This window comes from Sphingobium estronivorans (genome assembly GCF_008692605.1).
In the GTDB taxonomy this organism is placed as follows: domain Bacteria; phylum Pseudomonadota; class Alphaproteobacteria; order Sphingomonadales; family Sphingomonadaceae; genus Sphingobium; species Sphingobium estronivorans.
This window is the reverse complement of sequence record NZ_LFCT01000020.1, coordinates 39,839-55,474: the sequence shown is the minus strand read 5'-3', so window position 1 is coordinate 55,474 and position 15,636 is coordinate 39,839. Positions and strand designations below refer to the sequence as shown.

Below are 15,636 nucleotides of genomic sequence, written 5' to 3'. Positions count from 1 at the left end.
CCACAGCATTGATGCCACAGGGGGATCTTAATTCGTTGCCGGTTGAAGGGGCCTCTCCCGCGCAGCAGGATGATATTGCGGCGCTTGCCAAGGGTGGACGGACCAATGTGTTCGGCTTCCTGCTCCGCCTTGCCGCGCGCCTGCCCTTCCTGTTCATCGCCGGTCGCTGGTACGGCGCCGATGCGCTCGGCCGTTTCGCCTATGCGGTGCTGGTGGTGGAATTCATCGCCCAGCTCGCCACCCTCGGCCTGAAACGCGGCCTCGCCGGGGCGCTCGCCCAGACCGAACGTCCGCACAGCCATGTCGTGACCGACGCGATGGTGGTCACGCTGATCGCCTCCCTCATCGGCAGCGCGCTACTGGTCGCCTTCCCGCAGGCGATGTTCCCGAACAGCGGCATTAACGGCCTGGATCGCCTGCTCGCGCTGATCGTGATCGCGGTCGCCGGGTCCGATGTGGCGCTGGCCGCCTGCGCCTACCGCTTCGACATCGGCGCGACCGTCCGCGCACGATCGATCATAGAGCCATGGGCGATCAGCATCGGCGCCTTTGCCTTTGCCTTCTATTCGACCCGCGACGGCCTGATCCTCTCCTATGTCGTCTCGATGGTTGCTGCGCTGGTCGCCTCGATCATTCCGATGACCCGCCATTATGGCATCCCTTATGGCTGGCGCCCCGATTTCGGCCGGCTTTGGCGGTTGGCTCGCCGCAACCTGCCGCTGGCGGCAGCGGACGGCGTCGAATGGGGCTCGCGCCGGCTCGACATGGCGATCCTTGGCCTCTTCGTCAGCCCGGCGGTGGTTGGCATCTATTATGTCGCGCAGCAGGTCGCCTCCCTGCCGCAGAAGCTGAAAACCAGCTTCGACCCCATTCTCGGTCCGGTCATCACCCGCAATCTGGCGGAGGGCAATCTGACCGCCATCGCCCGTCAGGTAAGCCAGGTCGGCTTCTGGATCATCGCCGCGCAAGCGGGCATCGCGCTCGCCCTCGGCATTCCCGGAGAGGCCGTCATGGGCCTGGTCGGCCCGCATTTCGTCGGCGGTACAGGCGCGCTCGCCTTCCTGCTGCTGGCCGAAGTCGTCGCCGCCACCGCCGTCGTCAGCGAATCCGCGCTGGTCTATATCGCCCGCCACCGCAACCTGATGATCTCGCTGCTGATGATCGCCCTTCAGGCCACGCTCAGCTTCGCGCTGATCTTCCTGGCCCGCCGTCTGGGCTTCCAACCCATGGCCCTCGCCGCCGCGCCCGCGCTGGCGCTCACCATCGCGCTGGGCGCCAGCGCCTTCGTCAAGGCGCGCCTGCTCTCCCGTCTGCTCGGCGCGCCGATCAACGCCTGGCGCTGGCCGCTGCTCGGCGCCTGCGGCGCGGCCTGCATCGTCGGCGCGGCCTTTGTCGCGCTGCCACCCAGCCTCGAATGGGTCGAGCTGGTCTTCGGTGTCTTCACGATCCTTGGCGTCTATGGTCTCGTCATCTGGCGCTGGGGCTTCGGTCCGGACGACCGGGCGCTGTTCCGCAAGCAGAAACAGGCCTGACGACCGGCGCGTCGATCCCAAGAAAAAGGCCGGACTTTCGCCCGGCCTCTTGCCCTTATCCCAGCGTCTTCGCCCGGATCGCCTGCAAATCCTCTTCCGGCCGCGCACCCCAGTGGGAGATCACCTCGGCCGCCGCCGCCGCGCCCAGCTTCAGGCACTTCTCGACTTCCAGCCCATCGAGATGCGCCGCCAGGAAGCCCGCCGCGAACAGGTCGCCCGCGCCGGTGGTGTCGACGATCTGGTCGACCGAAGCCGCGAGCGCCTCATAGCGCACCCCGTCGACCACCGCGATCGCGCCCTTCTCGCTCCGCGTCGACACCAGCACCGGCACGCGCCCGGCGACGGCGGCGACTGCCTTCTCGAAATCGTCAATTTGCGCCAGCGACTGGATCTCGCCCTCGTTGGAAAAGAGGATGTCGATCAGCCCCTGGTCGATCAGGTCGATGAAGTCCGCCCGATGCCGGTCGATCACGAAATTGTCGGACAGGGTGAAGGCAACCTTGCGCCCGGCGCCCCGCGCCGCGTCGATGGCGGCCCGCATCGCCGCGCGCGGCTGTTCCGGGTCCCAGAGATACCCCTCCAGATAGAGGATCGAAGCCGACCGGATCAGGTCCAGGTCCAGCGCCGCTTCGGGCAGGAACTGCGACGCACCCAGAAAGGTGTTCATCGTCCGCTGCGCATCGGGCGTGACGAAGATCAGGCAGCGCGCCGTCGGCACGTCGCCCTGCATCGTCGGCGTGTCGTAACGGATGCCCAGCGCCCGCACGTCATGCGCGAACACCGCGCCCAGCTGGTCGTCATTGACCTGGCCGATGAAGCCGCATTTCTTGCCCAGCGCCGCCAGCCCGGCCAGCGTGTTCGCCGCCGATCCGCCGCTGATTTCCTTGGCCGCGCCCATGTCGGCATACAGGCTCTCGGCGGTGTCCGCGTCGATCAGCTGCATGCCGCCCTTGGTCAGCGCATGTTCGGCCAGAAACGCGTCGTCGCTCCGGGCGAGCACGTCGACAATGGCGTTGCCGATGGCGACAACATCAAGCGTGGGGGCAGCAGCGGTCACGCAAAATCCTTCATGATGAAAAACGGGAAAAATCCTGCCGTCTCTACCGATCCTTGGGGCGCCGTGCAACGCACGGATTGACGGGCGGCGAACGGCGCGGAATAGCAGCGTCATGATCCTCAGGGCCGCCTTCCGTGCTTTGCCGTCGATCTTCCACGGCGCGGCGCTTCGCCTGCTGCTCAAGACGCTGCTGCTGACCCTGTTCGCCTTCGCGCTGCTCGCCGCCGCGCTGTGGGGCGGCATCCACGCCGCCCGCCTCCACTTTGGCTGGGGCGCCACCGCAGGCTGGAGCGGACTGGCGGAGGCTGCCGCCACCACCCTCGCCATGCTGGCCGCCGCCTGGCTGCTGTTCCGCGCTGTCGCCATGGCGATCATGACCCTGTTCGCTGACGACATCATCGTCGCGGTGGAACGTGACAGCTATCCGCAGGCCGCCGCCCGCGCCTGTCCGGTCGGCTGGGGACGCAGCCTGCATTTCGCGCTCCGGTCCCTGGCGCGAACCCTGGGCTGGAACCTGATCGCGTTGCCCGCCTATGTCCTGCTGCTGGTCACCGGCATCGGAACCATCGGGCTTTTCCTTGTCCTCAACGCCTATCTGCTCGGCCGCGACCTGTCTGACATGGTCGAGCCGCGCCAACCCGACCTGCCGCCGATCCCGCGTGGCAGCCGGTGGCTCATGGGCCTCGTTTCGGCGCTGATCTTCCTGGTACCGGTCCTCAACCTGCTTGCGCCGATCTGGAGCGCGGCTATGGCGGTCCATATGCTGCACGGCCGCCAAAGGAATCCCGCATGACCCGCTCCCATCTGGCCCTCGCCGCAGCTTTGTCCCTCCCGCTCGCCGCGTGCGGCGGCGTGGTGCCGCCGCCCGCGACCACGATCGCACGGCCGCCCGCCGGCCCCCCGGCCAGCGCCTTCACCCGGTCCGGCCCGCTGATCGGCTCCGACGCGAAGCAACTCATGCGCCTCTTTGGCACGCCCCGGCTCGACATTCGCGAAAGCGCCATGCGCAAGCTGCAATTCGCCAATGGCCGCTGCGTGCTGGACGCCTATCTCTACATGCCGCCGCAGGGGAAGGAGCCGCTCGTCACCCATGTCGATGCGCGCACGCTGACGGGGACGGACATTGACGCCGCCAGTTGCGCAGCGGCGCTTCAGTCGAAATAGGCCCGCGCCGCCTTATCGCGTCAACCGCCGCAAAGCCCATCCTGCCGCTTCCGCCGCCACCGGATCGTCATCCCCGATCAGCGGCTGAAGGCGTTCGATCAACCGCGAATCGCCGCTGTTCCCCGCGGCGATGGCTGCATTGCGCACCATCCGGTTGCGCCCGATCCGCTTGATCGGCGACCCGGAGAAAATCTCGCGAAAGCCCGCATCGTCCAGCGCCAACAGATCGGCCAATTCCGGCGCCGCCAGTTCCGCCCGCCCGATAAAGGCCCGGTTGGCTGCCGCCCTGTCCGCGAACTTGTTCCACGGGCAGACCGCCAGGCAATCGTCGCAGCCATAGATGCGGTTGCCGATCCCCTCCCGCAAATCCTCCGGTATCGGTCCCTTATGCTCGATGGTGAGGTAGGAAATGCACCGCCGCGCGTCGACCACATAGGGCGCGGGGAAGGCATTGGTCGGGCAGGCCGCCTGACAGGCGGTGCAACTGCCGCAATGGTCCGTCTCCGGCACGTCGGGGGTCAGCGCGATCTCGCTGTAGATCGCGCCCAGGAACAGCCAGCTGCCATGCGTCCTGCTGACAAGGTTGCTGTGCTTCCCCTGCCAGCCCAGCCCCGCCGCCTCCGCCAAGGGCTTTTCCATCACCGGCGCGGTATCGACAAAGACCTTGAGCGCGCTCGACTGCTGCTCGACCAGCCAGCGGGCAAGGGCCTTCAACCCCTTCTTCACGACATCATGATAATCGCGCCCCTGCGCATAGACCGAGATCCGGCCCCGCTCGCCCACCTCCGCCAGCGCCAGCGGATCGCGCCCCGGCGCATAGCTCATCCCCAGCATGATGACGCTGCGCACATCGGGCCACAGCCCTTGCGGCGACCCGCGTTGCCCGGCGCGTTCCTCCATCCACAGCATCTCGCCATGGTGCCCGGCGTCCAGCCATTGCCGCAGCCTTTCCGCCGATCGCGGCGCGGCATCGGCAGGCGCAATGGCGCAGGCGGCAAAGCCCAGCCGCGCTGCCTCGGCTTTCAGCCGCTGTTCCAAGGTTTCGTTTTGCGTTGGCATGCGATGCGACTATCAGAGGCCGATGATCGGTGACACTCCGGCTTCCTCAGCGACCTATGCCGTCCAAGGCCATGGTCTTGTCAAGACATTCGGCGATTTCAGGGCGGTCGATGGCATCGACATCGCCGTCCCTGCCGGATCCATTCATGGCATATTGGGTCCCAATGGCGCGGGCAAGACCACGCTGTTGCGCACCTTGCTCGGCATCATTGACCCGGACGAGGGGCATCGCAGCCTGCTGGGCGATCCCGCCCCGCTGCGTCAGGCCCGCAATGTCGGGTATCTGCCGGAAGAACGCGGCCTCTACCCCTCGATGAAGGCGTTCGAAGCCGTCGCCTTCATGGGTGCGCTGCGCGGCCTGCCGCTCAAGACCGGGCGCCAGCGGGCCCGCGCCATGCTGGAGGATTATGGCATGGGCGCATCGGCGGAAAAGCCGATCCGCCAATTGTCGAAGGGCATGGCCCAGACCGTTCAGTTGTTCGGCACCATCGTCCATGAGCCGCGACTGATCGTGCTCGACGAACCCTTTTCCGGCCTCGATGCCTTCAACCAGGGCAAGCTGGAGGCGCTGATCCGCGATCAGGCCCGGCGCGGCGTGACGGTGCTGTTTTCCACCCATGTCATCGCCCATGCCGAACGCCTGTGCGAGCGCGTCGCCATCGTCGCCGGCGGTCGCATCCGCTTCGACGGCACGGTGGCGCAGGCGCGCGACCGCCTGCGCCCGCAGGTGCGGCTGCGTACCAGGCTGAGCGACGGCCATTGGCGCCGCGCCCTGCCCGCCGAAACGCTGGCGGAGGATGGCGCCTGGCATTTCGCCCTGCCGGAAGAGGGGATCGAACCGCTGCTGCGGGCGCTGCTCGACGGCAATGCCGGGATCGAAAGCCTGTCCATCGAACGGCCCGGCCTGCACGACGCCTTCGTCGCCATTGCCGGCGAAGCAGCGGCCCGGCAGATGCGCCAAGATCAGACGCGGGTGGAGGAAGAGGCATGAAGGAAATGTTGCGCGCCGCCTTCGTCATCGCCCGGCGGGATTTCGCCGCCGTGGTGCTGTCCCGCACCTTCATCTTCTTCCTGCTGGGGCCGCTGTTCCCGATCCTTATCGGCATGGCGTTCGGGGGCCTCGGCAGCCGGATCTCCAGCACCGATCTGCGGCCCGTCGTGGGGCTGGCGATGCCGCCCGCCGACGCGGCGCGGATGGAACAGGCGGAAGCGCGGCTGGGCGAGCGCATGGCGGCGCAAACGCTGCCCGTGCTGCGTCGGGTCCCGCTGTCACCCGCGCCCGATGTCCAACTGGCCAATGCCAACGCCGATGTCATGGTGATCGTGTCCGGTTCGCTGATGCGCCCGATCATGACCGGGCAGCCCGACGACATCAGGCGTCTGGAAGGGGACATCAGCCTGATCGCCAGCGCTGCGCTGGCCGAACGGTCGCTGCACTTGGTGCATGTGGAGCCGCAGCCGGTGTCCACGAGCATCGGCGCGCAGACGCAGGGGCGGCTGATCATCGGCCGCATCGCCCAAATCGTGATCTTCTTCCTCACGCTGCTGCTGGCGGGCATGATCCTGTCCAATCTGGTCGAGGAAAAGACCAACAAGATCATCGAGATCCTTGCCGCGGCCGTGCCGGTGGACGCGATCTTCCTCGGCAAGCTGATGGCGATGCTGGCGATGAGCTTCGTCGGCATCCTCTTCTGGGGCAGCACCGCCTTCGCCGCCTTCCTGGCGATCAAGGGGCCGGACACCAGCATCCCGGAACCGGCTATTGGCTGGCCGCTCTTCCTGATGCTCGGCCTCATCTACTTCGCCATGGCCTATACGCTGCTCGGCTCACTCTTCATCGGCATCGGCGCGCAGGCGGCGACCGTGCGGGAAGTGCAGACGCTCAACATGCCCATCACCATGGGGCAGATGCTGATCTTCTTCTTCGCCACCTATGCCGTCGACAAGATGGGATCGCCGCCGGAAATCGCCGCGATCATCCTGCCCTTCTCCTCCCCCTTCGCGATGATCGCGCGGGCGGCGCAGGTGGACACGCTCTGGCCGCATCTGCTGGCCATCATCTGGCAGATGATCTGGGTCGGCCTCATCATCCGCGTCGGCGTGCTGCTGTTCCGCCGCCATGTGCTCAAATCGGGCGGCGGCTGGTGGAAGCAATTGTTCAGAAACGCGACAGGCTGATCCTGCTATGGTTCGCTTTATGGATCGGCGGCAATTTCTGGGCGCTGGCGGACTGGCGGCGGCGGCAGTGGCCCTTTGGCCATGGGCGGCGGCGCGCGCCTATCCCTTTGCCCTGAGCGACGCGGAATGGCGCAAACGCCTCAGTCCGCTCGCCTATAATGTGCTGCGTCACCAGGCGACCGAATATCCCTTTACCAGCCCGCTCAACAAGGAGCATCGCGCCGGCACCTTCACCTGCGCGGGGTGCGCCCAGCGGCTGTTCAGTTCGAAGACGAAGTTCGACAGCGGCACGGGCTGGCCCAGCTTCTGGGCGCCCTTGCCCCGTGCGGTCGGCACATCGCGCGACTTCGAACTCGGCTATTCCCGGACCGAAGTGCATTGCGGCCGTTGCGGCGGGCATCTCGGCCATGTCTTTGACGACGGGCCGAAGCCGACCGGCAAGCGTTACTGCATGAACGGCGTCGCTCTGGCTTTCCTGCCAAATTAGCGGACAATCTTGTAGATGCGCACCGGCCCCTCGCCGGATACCGGCGTCAGCCAGTCGGGATGGCGGCCCTTGCCCAGCATCGCGGCCAGGCCATGGGGACTGGCCTTGGCATAATAGGTGAATTCGTTGAGATTGTCGCAGCCGATCACATAGTCGGCGCCGCGCCCGTCGCGCAGCCGGGCGATCAGGCCGCGCGCCGCATCGGGACGGGCCATGAAGCCCTGAATGACCTCCGTGATGCCGGCGGCGTTGCGATGATGGGCGGTGGCGATGACGCTGTGATGGGTCTTGAGAAGAATATCAGGACCCATGTCGATCGGCGCGAACAGGGTTGCGGCGGGCAGCGATGCCAGCGCATGGAGGGCCGGCATCGATTGACATTGGGCCAAAGCGCTCCCGGGCTCGTCCGCCTCGGCTGTGGCGACACCCCAGAGCGCGCAGATGCCCGCGGGCGTCAGTGCGATCAGCGACGCTGAACCCAGGATGCGGACCAGCGCCCGGGGCGAAGCCTGGATGCGCTGCCACAGGCGCAGGATCAGCCAGGCGGTGGCGGCCAGCGCGGTGAGATGGGCCACCGACAGCGCGCGCATGACCATGATGGCGACAGCAGCGGTCCCCACGATCAGCAGGGCGAGGGTGAGCCATGCCGTCCTGTCCCGGCTGTCCGGCGCGGCGTGGCGGGCTGCGAGCAAGGCGCTGAGCAGGCCGACCAGCGACGGCAGGACGATCACGCCCGCCTTCACCAGATCCTGTTCCCAGATCGGACGTCCTTCCATGACCTGCATGTACCAATGCTTATAGGCAATGGGGCCGAGCGCCTGGAAGGGATCGCCGGACACGCATTGGCCGCCGACCATCGCGAACAGAAGCACGGCCGCGCCGGCGCCGAGGCTCAACAGGGCGAACCGCCGGGCGGTCGAGGTCGGCGCGATGACCGCCAGGCCGATGGCCGTGGCTGCCGAAAAGGCGACCAACGGCCAGACATAGGCCGCCGAAAGCACGTCGCAATGCGGATCGAAGGGAGCCTGCAAGCCCCGCGTCGCAACCAGCAGGGCCAGCGCCGCGCTGCCGAGCGTCAAAGCATAGCTGGAAAAGCGCGGCCCCTGATCGCCCGCCATCAGGAAGCGCAGGCCGAACAGGCCCGCGAGCAGGGCGGCATAGGGCAGGCCCTCGCTGGAAATCTGGAGCCATAGCGCGAGCGCCAGCGCGCTGGTCATCCCGCCGCGTCGCTGCCGTGGGTCGAACACTCCTGCCAGAGCGACCGCGGCCATGCTGATCTGCCAGCCATGATGGTCGATGCGGAAGGGCATATATTGGATGAGAATGGTCGGCGTCGCGAGCAGCAGCACGACCGAGCCCAGCGCGATCTCTCCCGCGCCGATGCGTTTCGCCATATGGTAGAGCGCGCAGGCCGCCACCCCCAGCAGCAGCAGCGGAGCCGCGACGCAGGCGAAGATGTCCGCATGGGCCGCGCCGACGAAGGGACGGGCCAGCAGGATCAGCGCCCCGATCGGCAGGTCGACGATCCGCGACCAGTGCATCGGTCCGCCGAAGGGCGGGTTCACGCGATGCTGGCTGACATCGAAAAAGGATTGTCCCGCCAGCCAGTCGTGCACCTCCTGCAAGCGCAGCGCATCGTCAGGATCGTGGAACGCCAGAACCGCGAAATCCCTGCGGAACAGCCAGATCATGATCGCACAGCATAACAGCCATGCGACAAAGGCCCAGCGCGCCGTGCCCCAGGACGCAAAGGGGCTTTGCGCGAGTGGGGTGGCCGTTTCAGGCGCGGGCGAAAATACCATATTTGCGGATCGCATAGACGGAGAGGAAGCTCAGGGGGACCGAAAACAATTTGGCGGCAGCGGGGGTCATTCCCACGGCGCACAGGGCCGTCACCATGGTGACCGTGATCCCCAGGCCCAGCAACGCGCTGACGATGAAAGCCAGCCGCTGCGCATGGGTCACGCCGCCCTGGGTGGCGAACACGAAACGGATGCTGAGCATCCAGTGCAGCGCGAGTCCGCCGACATAGCCGCAAAAGGCAGCCGGTGCCGGCGGCAGGCCCGCATGGGACAGGGCCAGGAACAGGGCCATGTCCGTGCACAGCGCGCACAGGCTCACCAGCATATAGCGGGCGAACATGAACCGCGCGATCAGAGGCCGGAGTCTGGCCAGCAGGGGCATCAGGCCGCCTTCAGCCTGCCCGGCACCTGCCGTTCGCTTGCGAGCGCGGCGCGCTGACCGGCGACATCCTGGCCTTCCTCGCCCGCCTCATGATATTCGGCGTCCTCATTGACCGACCAGATGTCGTAAAGCTGCTCGCCCGCGGCGATATTGCGGACGGTCAGCATCGCCGTCATCATCGCGTGGTCCTGATTATTGTAGCGGTGCATGCCGTTGCGGCCGACCAGATGCAGCGTCGGATAGAGCCGCTGCAATTCGGTGCGCATCGCCAGCACATTGGCGGCATAATCGTCGTCATAGACCGGATAGGCCTTTTCCTGCCGCACCACGGCGCCGCCGACGACATCGTCGGGGTTGCAGAGGCCCAGTATGGCCATTTCCTTCTTCGCCAACTCGACCAGATCGGCGTCGCTCGACGACCAGAGGCCGTCGCCTTCGAAGCAGAAATATTCCAGGCCGACACAGGCCAGGGCCGGGTCGGGCACCATTTCCGGCGACCAGCTGCGGAAATTCTGGATGCGGCCGACCTGAACCTTCGAATCGTGGATGTAGATCCAGTTGTCAGGGAAGATGTCCTCACCTTTCACCATCAGCGCCACGGTCAGGAAATCGCGATATTTCAGTTCCATCGCATGGCCCAGCGTCGCGGGCAGCGGATGGATGCGCCCGGCCAGTTCGCGCATCGGCGCGGAACTGATGACATGACCGGCATTGACGATCACTTCGCCCTCCGGTCCCTGCGCCACCATGCGCCAGCGGCCGCTGCCCTGATCCTGCGAGAGCTGCTTGAAGCGGTGCGCCATTAGCACCTGATTGCCGCCGGCCACCACGAAGTCGCGCGCCGCTTCCCACATCATGCCGGGGCCAAGGCGCGGATAGCGGAAGCTTTCCAGCAGCGTCTTGGTCGCCATGCCGTCATTGGGTTTCCTGTTGAGGCCGAGCGAGCGCTTCAGCCCATCCACCACCGCGCCCCAAAGCGACAGGCCCTTGATCCGCTGCGCTGCCCAATCCGCCGACATTTCATCGCAGGGCATGCCCCAGACCTTTTCCGTGTAGGTCTTGAAGAAGATCGAGAACAGCTTGTGACCGAAGGCGTTGACGGTCCAGTCCTGAAAGGAGCGGACGTTGCGACGGGGGAACAGCTTCGCCTTGGCGAAGCTCGCCATGCAGAGCGTCGAGCGCCAGAGGCCGAGATTGCCCAGCGCTTCGAAGGCGCGCAGCGGGTAGCTGTAGAATTTGCCCTCATAATAGATGCGGCTCATCCGCGGGCGCTGGATGAAATCATCGGGCAGAATCTCGTTCCAGAGGTCGACGACTTCCTGCGACTTGGAAAAGAAGCGATGCCCGCCAATGTCGAATCGAAAGCCGTTCAGTTCCACCGTGCGGCTGATGCCGCCGACATAGACCGGGTCCTTTTCGATGACGGTGACGGAATATCCTTGTTTCGTCAGCAGATAGGCGGCGGTGAGGCCGGCGGGACCGGCGCCGATAATGGCGACGTCCACGCTCTGGTCGATACGCGGCATCTTCGAAATCCCCCCGGGATGGTCAGTTCCACATCCGGGAGTGAAGGAAATCCTCTAAGGACTGGTTAATGGCCGGTAAGGATGACGGGCGGGCCGGGGCCGTCCCGGACGAGCGGAACGGCCCCGGCTTTGCGATCAGTGGCGGAAGTGGCGCATGCCGGTGAAGACCATGGCGAGGCCCGCTTCGTCGGCAGCGGCGATGACTTCCTCGTCCCGGATCGAGCCGCCCGGCTGAATCACCGCCGTCGCGCCCGCCTCGACCGCCGCCAGCAGCCCGTCGGCAAAGGGGAAGAAGGCGTCGGACGCGACCGCCGAACCGATGGTGCGCGCTTCGCTCCAGCCCGCCTTCTCGGCCGCGTCCTTGGCCTTCCACGCGGCGATGCGCGCGGATTCGAGGCGGTTCATCTGGCCCGCGCCGATGCCGGCGGTGCTGTTGCCCTTGGCATAGACGATGGCGTTGGACTTCACATGCTTGGCGACGGTCCAGGCGAACAGGCAGTCGGTCAGTTCCTGCTCTGTGGGGGCGCGCTTGGTCACGACCTTGAGCTGGTCGCGGCTGATGCGGCCATTGTCGCGGCTCTGCACCAGTATGCCGCCGGCGATGGACTTCATCTGGAGACCGGGGCGGGCCGGATCGGGCAGTTCGCCGGTCAGCAGCAGGCGGAGATTCTTTTTCTTCGCGAAGATCGCCTTGGCGTCCTCATCGGCGCCGGGGGCGGCGACGACTTCGGTGAAGATGCCGCTGATCGCCTCGGCGGTCGGGCCGTCGAGCGGGCGGTTGACGGCGATGATGCCGCCGAACGCCGAGACGCTGTCGCAGGCGAGCGCGGCTTCATAGGCCTCGATCAGCGTATCGCCGGTCGCCACGCCGCAGGGGTTGGCGTGCTTGACGATCACCACGGTCGGCGGGCCGTCGCGGAACTCGCTGACCAGTTCCAGCGCGGCGTCGGCGTCGTTATAATTGTTGTAGCTGAGGTCCTTGCCCTGGATCTGCTGCGCCTGGGCGATGCCGTTGGCAGAAGGCCCCACAGGCAGATAGAGGGCGGCCGACTGGTGCGGATTCTCGCCATAGCGCAGGGTCGAACCCAGCTTGCTCGACAGGCTCAGCGTTTCGGGAAAGTCGACGCCCTGATCGGCGAAGGCGAACCAGCTGGCGATCATCGAATCATAAGCGGCGGTGGCGGCATAAGCCTTGGCCGCGAGCATCCGGCGGAAGTCATAGCTGGTGGCGCCGCCCTTATCGGCCATTTCCGCGATCAGGCGGGCATAGTCGGCCGGGTCGGTGACGATCGCGACGCTTTCATGATTCTTCGCGGCGGACCGGACCATGGAGGGGCCGCCAATGTCGATATTCTCGATGATCTCCTCGCGCTCGGCGCCCTTGGCGACGGTGGCGGCGAAGGGGTAGAGGTTGACGACCACCAGATCGATCGCGCCGATGTCATGCTCGGTCATCGAGGCGACATGCTCAGGATTGTTGCGCACGGCGAGCAGGCCGCCATGGACCTTGGGGTGCAGCGTCTTGACGCGGCCGTCCATCATCTCGGGGAAGCCGGTGAGGTCGGAAATATCCTTCACCTCCAGGCCCGCATCGCGCAGCGCCTTGGCGGTGCCGCCGGTCGACACCAGTTCGACGCCATGTTTGCCCAGCGCCTGACCCAGTTCGATGAGGCCGGACTTATCCGACACGGAAAGGAGGGCGCGCTTGATGGTGACGTCGGTCATGATGCTTCCTGCTGTTCGGGGTGCCGCTCTTCGCTTGCGCAGCCCTCTAGTCCCGCTTGGCCTTTGCGGCAAGCTTGTAGGGTGGAAGATAGGATGGCGGGGGTTTGGCCACCTTCGTCATGCCAGCGAAAGCTGATATCTCAGGAGAGCGCAGCACGGCCTGAGACCTCGGCCTTCGCCGGGGTGAGGAACTGGGATGAGCATCCGCCTGTTACCGACGGCGATCATTGCAGTCGGGTTTCAGCCGACCTTCTTGAACAGCCAGCCGATGGTAGAGCCGCCGGGGAGGGCTTCGGCGGTGATGACGAGCTGGCGCGTGCCATGGGGGCGGCCTTCGGCGTCGGTCCAGAGGCTTTCCTCGATTGCCAGTTTCCCGGCATTGGCGCGGAATTGCCAGGTGGCGCCATGGTCGATGCGCAGCAGCGCGCCCATGCCATCGGCGGTGGGCGTGGGTTCCACGCCGGGGGCGAGGTGGAAGCGGAGCTGGACCGGCAGCTTCACCGGCTTGCGGCGGCGGGCGGCGGGGGTCAGCATGTCCTCGCCCCGTATTTCCTTGCCATCGCCGCTCATCAGCAACAGCCGGCGGTGGACATAGCCCATGCGGCGGACATAGCCGTCATGGGACAGATCGAGGCGGCTGCCGCTCTCCGTTTCCTGGCGGTTGATCTCGACTTCGGTAACGCCCTTGCCCAGCGTGCCATCGGGCAGCAGGGCAGTGGAGTTGCTGTCGTTGAGGACCAGCGTGCTGTGCGCGGCGGTGGTGCGCAGGCCCTGGGCGAGATCGCGGGTGATCCACGCGCCCTCCAGCGCGGCGCCGCCGCAATTGACGATCAGCCGTTGCTGTCCGTCGCTGATCTCGATCGCGCCGGTGGAGGCGCAGCCCGCATCGGCCAGTTGCGCGACCGGGGGCGGGGCGGCGTCGACCTGCACCACCGTGCCGCTGGCGGCGAGGCGCTGATAGCCCCAGCCATTGGCCTGGCGCAGCGGGCGGGCGCGCACGCGGCTGGCGCGGATGACCGCCTCCATGGTGGCGGGATCGACGGCGCCCGCGCCTTGCCAATTGCCAAGGCCGCCATCGCCATGGACCAGGCCGAGCAGCGCAGGGACGGCCTTGGCCAGCGCCTCCTTGAGGAAGGGCGGCGCCTGTTCGCGGCGCACATCATAAACCGCCGTCACCATGGTGAGCAGCATGATCGCGTCCAGTTGGTCCAGCGGCGAGCGGGAGATGATGCCGCCGTCGGCATGAAGCCCGCTGTCGAGCGCGCGCTTGAGGCCCGCTTCGCCGAACAGCTTGCGCGTCGCGCCGCCGGGCAGCAGCATGGAGGCCGCGACGATGCCGCCCCAGGCGACGAGACGGGGCAGGCCGATATGCGCCTTGTCCGCGCTGCGGTCGAGATGGCGGGCGGTGCGGGCGATGCAGTTGAGCACCAGCGAGCGGTAGACAAGGTCGCTGGACGACAGGATCAGTGGCGCATGGGCCGACCAGAAGAGCAGCCGCCAGCCCGCATTGTCGGCGCGCCAGGCGGGTTCGCTGGGCGTGTCGGCATGGGCATCCAGCCATTTGCGCATCACGCCTTCGGCGAGCGGCGCGGCCTGTTCGCGGGTAGCGACGGTGGCGAGGTCGCGCAGCCAGCGGAAGCCGTGCAGATAGTCGGTGAAGCCGGGCGTGAGGCCGGGATCGGCGAAATCCAGTTTGCCGAGCGGCTGTTTCAGGCCCCGGAACAGGAAATAGCCGGCCCTGATCGCTTGACCCGCATGGGCGCTGCCGGGGATTTCATCATCGGGAACGGCGAGCAGCTTGAGCGGATATTTGCCCTTGAGCCGGCGGCCGTGGATCGGCGTCTTCCAGCTGAGCAGATAGAAACGGTTGGCAATGCGCTGGGCCAGGGACAGGCCCTTGTCATCCGCGATGCGGATGAGCCGCTTGCCCTCTTCGATTCCGTCTTCCTCAGGGCCGGGTCCGGCCTCCAGCGTGGCGGAATGGGGGGAAAGGCGGCGGCGGTCGCTCACCCGCCGCGCAGCGTCCGGATATTGTCGGCATAGGCAGAGGCGCCGCCGCGGAAGGTCGCGGTGCCCGCCACCAACACGTCCGCGCCGGCTTCGATGGCGAGGGGGGCGGTGATGAAGTCGATGCCGCCATCGACCTGCAAACGGATGTCGCGGCCCGACTTCTCGATCATCTTGCGGATGGCCTCGATCTTGCGCAGCTGGTTGGTGATGAAGCTCTGTCCGCCGAAGCCGGGGTTGACGCTCATCACCAGGATCAGGTCGACGTCATCCATCAGATAGTCGAGCATCTTGGCCGGGGTGCCGGGGTTGAGCACCACGCCGGCCTGCACGCCCAGCGACTTGATATGCTGGATCGAGCGGTGGATGTGGGGACCGGCTTCGGGGTGGACGGTCAATATGTCCGCGCCCGCTTCGGCAAAGGCATTGAGATATTGGTCCACCGGGGAAATCATCAGGTGGACGTCGAAGGGCTTTTTCGTGTGCGGGCGCAGCGCCTTCACCACGCCGGGACCGATGGTGATGTTGGGCACGAAATGGCCGTCCATGACATCGATGTGAATCCAGTCGGCACCCGCTTCGTCAATGGCGCGGACCTCTTCGCCCAGGCGGGCGAAATCGGCGGACAGGATAGAGGGCGAGATAAGGATCGGGCTGGTCATTTGACCTTTGGCCTTAGCCTTGGCCGGGGCCAAGGGCAACGCCCGATTCGCGCTA

At 66.5% G+C, this 15,636-nt stretch carries 14 protein-coding genes; 6 read left to right on the top strand and 8 right to left on the bottom strand.

Annotated elements, in window-relative coordinates; translation table 11 throughout:
* The first annotated feature begins 11 nt into the window (after nt 1–11).
* Nucleotides 12–1,532 (top strand): lipopolysaccharide biosynthesis protein, encoded by a 1,521-nt coding sequence (locus tag F7P65_RS14645; RefSeq protein WP_150292983.1) that lies wholly within the window; start codon nt 12–14, stop codon nt 1,530–1,532.
* A gap of 55 nt (nt 1,533–1,587) precedes the next feature.
* Here the strand turns inward: F7P65_RS14645 and F7P65_RS14640 are convergent, their stop codons facing one another.
* Entirely contained in the window at nt 1,588–2,589 is a 1,002-nt protein-coding gene (locus F7P65_RS14640) for an adenosine kinase (RefSeq protein WP_150292981.1), read from the bottom strand.
* Between the two features lie 112 nt (nt 2,590–2,701).
* Here F7P65_RS14640 and F7P65_RS14635 point away from each other — a divergent pair, with 112 nt between their 5' ends.
* Nucleotides 2,702–3,382 (top strand): EI24 domain-containing protein, encoded by a 681-nt coding sequence (locus F7P65_RS14635; protein ID WP_150292979.1) that lies wholly within the window; start codon nt 2,702–2,704, stop codon nt 3,380–3,382.
* Entirely contained in the window at nt 3,379–3,753 is a 375-nt protein-coding gene (locus F7P65_RS14630) for a hypothetical protein (RefSeq protein ID WP_150292977.1), read from the top strand. The genes F7P65_RS14635 and F7P65_RS14630 overlap by 4 nt, the downstream gene beginning before the upstream one ends.
* Before the next feature lie 12 nt (nt 3,754–3,765).
* On the opposite strand, the gene queG is transcribed toward F7P65_RS14630, so the two are convergent.
* Nucleotides 3,766–4,812, bottom strand: coding sequence for a tRNA epoxyqueuosine(34) reductase QueG (gene queG / locus F7P65_RS14625; RefSeq protein ID WP_150292975.1), 1,047 nt, complete (start codon nt 4,810–4,812; stop codon nt 3,766–3,768).
* Between the two features lie 22 nt (nt 4,813–4,834).
* On the opposite strand from queG, the gene F7P65_RS14620 reads away from it, so the two are divergent.
* From F7P65_RS14620 to msrB, 3 genes are read left to right on the top strand one after another with little or no spacing between them, the layout of a single operon-like run.
* A complete protein-coding gene (locus F7P65_RS14620) occupies nt 4,835–5,803 on the top strand; it encodes an ABC transporter ATP-binding protein (RefSeq protein ID WP_150292973.1) in 969 nt (322 codons plus the stop codon).
* Nucleotides 5,800–6,990, top strand: coding sequence for an ABC transporter permease (locus tag F7P65_RS14615; RefSeq protein ID WP_150292971.1), 1,191 nt, complete (start codon nt 5,800–5,802; stop codon nt 6,988–6,990). Before F7P65_RS14620 ends, F7P65_RS14615 begins: the two co-directional genes overlap by 4 nt.
* A gap of 19 nt (nt 6,991–7,009) precedes the next feature.
* Nucleotides 7,010–7,477 carry a peptide-methionine (R)-S-oxide reductase MsrB gene (msrB, locus tag F7P65_RS14610; protein ID WP_150293104.1) on the top strand — a complete coding sequence of 156 codons (468 nt, stop codon included), beginning with the start codon at nt 7,010–7,012 and terminating at the stop codon, nt 7,475–7,477.
* On the opposite strand, the gene F7P65_RS14605 is transcribed toward msrB, so the two are convergent.
* The 6 genes from F7P65_RS14605 to rpe form a co-directional block, all read right to left on the bottom strand.
* A complete protein-coding gene (locus tag F7P65_RS14605; protein WP_162854637.1) occupies nt 7,474–9,279 on the bottom strand; it encodes a hypothetical protein in 1,806 nt (601 codons plus the stop codon). The genes msrB and F7P65_RS14605 overlap by 4 nt on opposite strands.
* Nucleotides 9,257–9,661, bottom strand: coding sequence for a GtrA family protein (locus F7P65_RS14600; protein WP_205452080.1), 405 nt, complete (start codon nt 9,659–9,661; stop codon nt 9,257–9,259). Before F7P65_RS14600 ends, F7P65_RS14605 begins: the two co-directional genes overlap by 23 nt.
* Nucleotides 9,661–11,187 carry an NAD(P)/FAD-dependent oxidoreductase gene (locus F7P65_RS14595; protein WP_150292969.1) on the bottom strand — a complete coding sequence of 509 codons (1,527 nt, stop codon included), beginning with the start codon at nt 11,185–11,187 and terminating at the stop codon, nt 9,661–9,663. Before F7P65_RS14595 ends, F7P65_RS14600 begins: the two co-directional genes overlap by 1 nt.
* A gap of 135 nt (nt 11,188–11,322) precedes the next feature.
* Nucleotides 11,323–12,912, bottom strand: a complete 1,590-nt coding sequence (gene purH, locus F7P65_RS14590) for a bifunctional phosphoribosylaminoimidazolecarboxamide formyltransferase/IMP cyclohydrolase (RefSeq protein WP_150292967.1) — start codon at nt 12,910–12,912, stop codon at nt 11,323–11,325.
* A gap of 240 nt (nt 12,913–13,152) precedes the next feature.
* Complete coding sequence (locus tag F7P65_RS14585) at nt 13,153–14,922, bottom strand: heparinase II/III family protein (RefSeq protein ID WP_150292964.1); 1,770 nt, start codon at nt 14,920–14,922, stop codon at nt 13,153–13,155.
* The gene (rpe, locus tag F7P65_RS14580; protein ID WP_150292963.1) at nt 14,919–15,581 is read right to left on the bottom strand and encodes a ribulose-phosphate 3-epimerase; all 663 of its coding nucleotides are present in this window, start codon (nt 15,579–15,581) and stop codon (nt 14,919–14,921) included. Before rpe ends, F7P65_RS14585 begins: the two co-directional genes overlap by 4 nt.
* Nucleotides 15,582–15,636 lie beyond the last annotated feature (55 nt).

What these genes read in the sequence shown, in the direction of transcription:
- F7P65_RS14645 (WP_150292983.1), top strand. Translation starts at nt 12, where the DNA reads ATGCCACAGGGGGATCTTAATTCGTTGCCGGTTGAAGGGGCCTCTCCC.
- F7P65_RS14620 (WP_150292973.1), top strand. Translation starts at nt 4,835, where the DNA reads ATGATCGGTGACACTCCGGCTTCCTCAGCGACCTATGCCGTCCAAGGC.
- F7P65_RS14600 (WP_205452080.1), bottom strand. Translation starts at nt 9,661, where the DNA reads ATGCCCCTGCTGGCCAGACTCCGGCCTCTGATCGCGCGGTTCATGTTC.
- F7P65_RS14635 (WP_150292979.1), top strand. Translation starts at nt 2,702, where the DNA reads ATGATCCTCAGGGCCGCCTTCCGTGCTTTGCCGTCGATCTTCCACGGC.
- msrB (WP_150293104.1), top strand. Translation starts at nt 7,010, where the DNA reads ATGGATCGGCGGCAATTTCTGGGCGCTGGCGGACTGGCGGCGGCGGCA.
- purH (WP_150292967.1), bottom strand. Translation starts at nt 12,912, where the DNA reads ATGACCGACGTCACCATCAAGCGCGCCCTCCTTTCCGTGTCGGATAAG.
- queG (WP_150292975.1), bottom strand. Translation starts at nt 4,812, where the DNA reads ATGCCAACGCAAAACGAAACCTTGGAACAGCGGCTGAAAGCCGAGGCA.
- F7P65_RS14615 (WP_150292971.1), top strand. Translation starts at nt 5,800, where the DNA reads ATGAAGGAAATGTTGCGCGCCGCCTTCGTCATCGCCCGGCGGGATTTC.
- F7P65_RS14630 (WP_150292977.1), top strand. Translation starts at nt 3,379, where the DNA reads ATGACCCGCTCCCATCTGGCCCTCGCCGCAGCTTTGTCCCTCCCGCTC.
- F7P65_RS14595 (WP_150292969.1), bottom strand. Translation starts at nt 11,187, where the DNA reads ATGCCGCGTATCGACCAGAGCGTGGACGTCGCCATTATCGGCGCCGGT.
- rpe (WP_150292963.1), bottom strand. Translation starts at nt 15,581, where the DNA reads ATGACCAGCCCGATCCTTATCTCGCCCTCTATCCTGTCCGCCGATTTC.
- F7P65_RS14605 (WP_162854637.1), bottom strand. Translation starts at nt 9,279, where the DNA reads ATGGTATTTTCGCCCGCGCCTGAAACGGCCACCCCACTCGCGCAAAGC.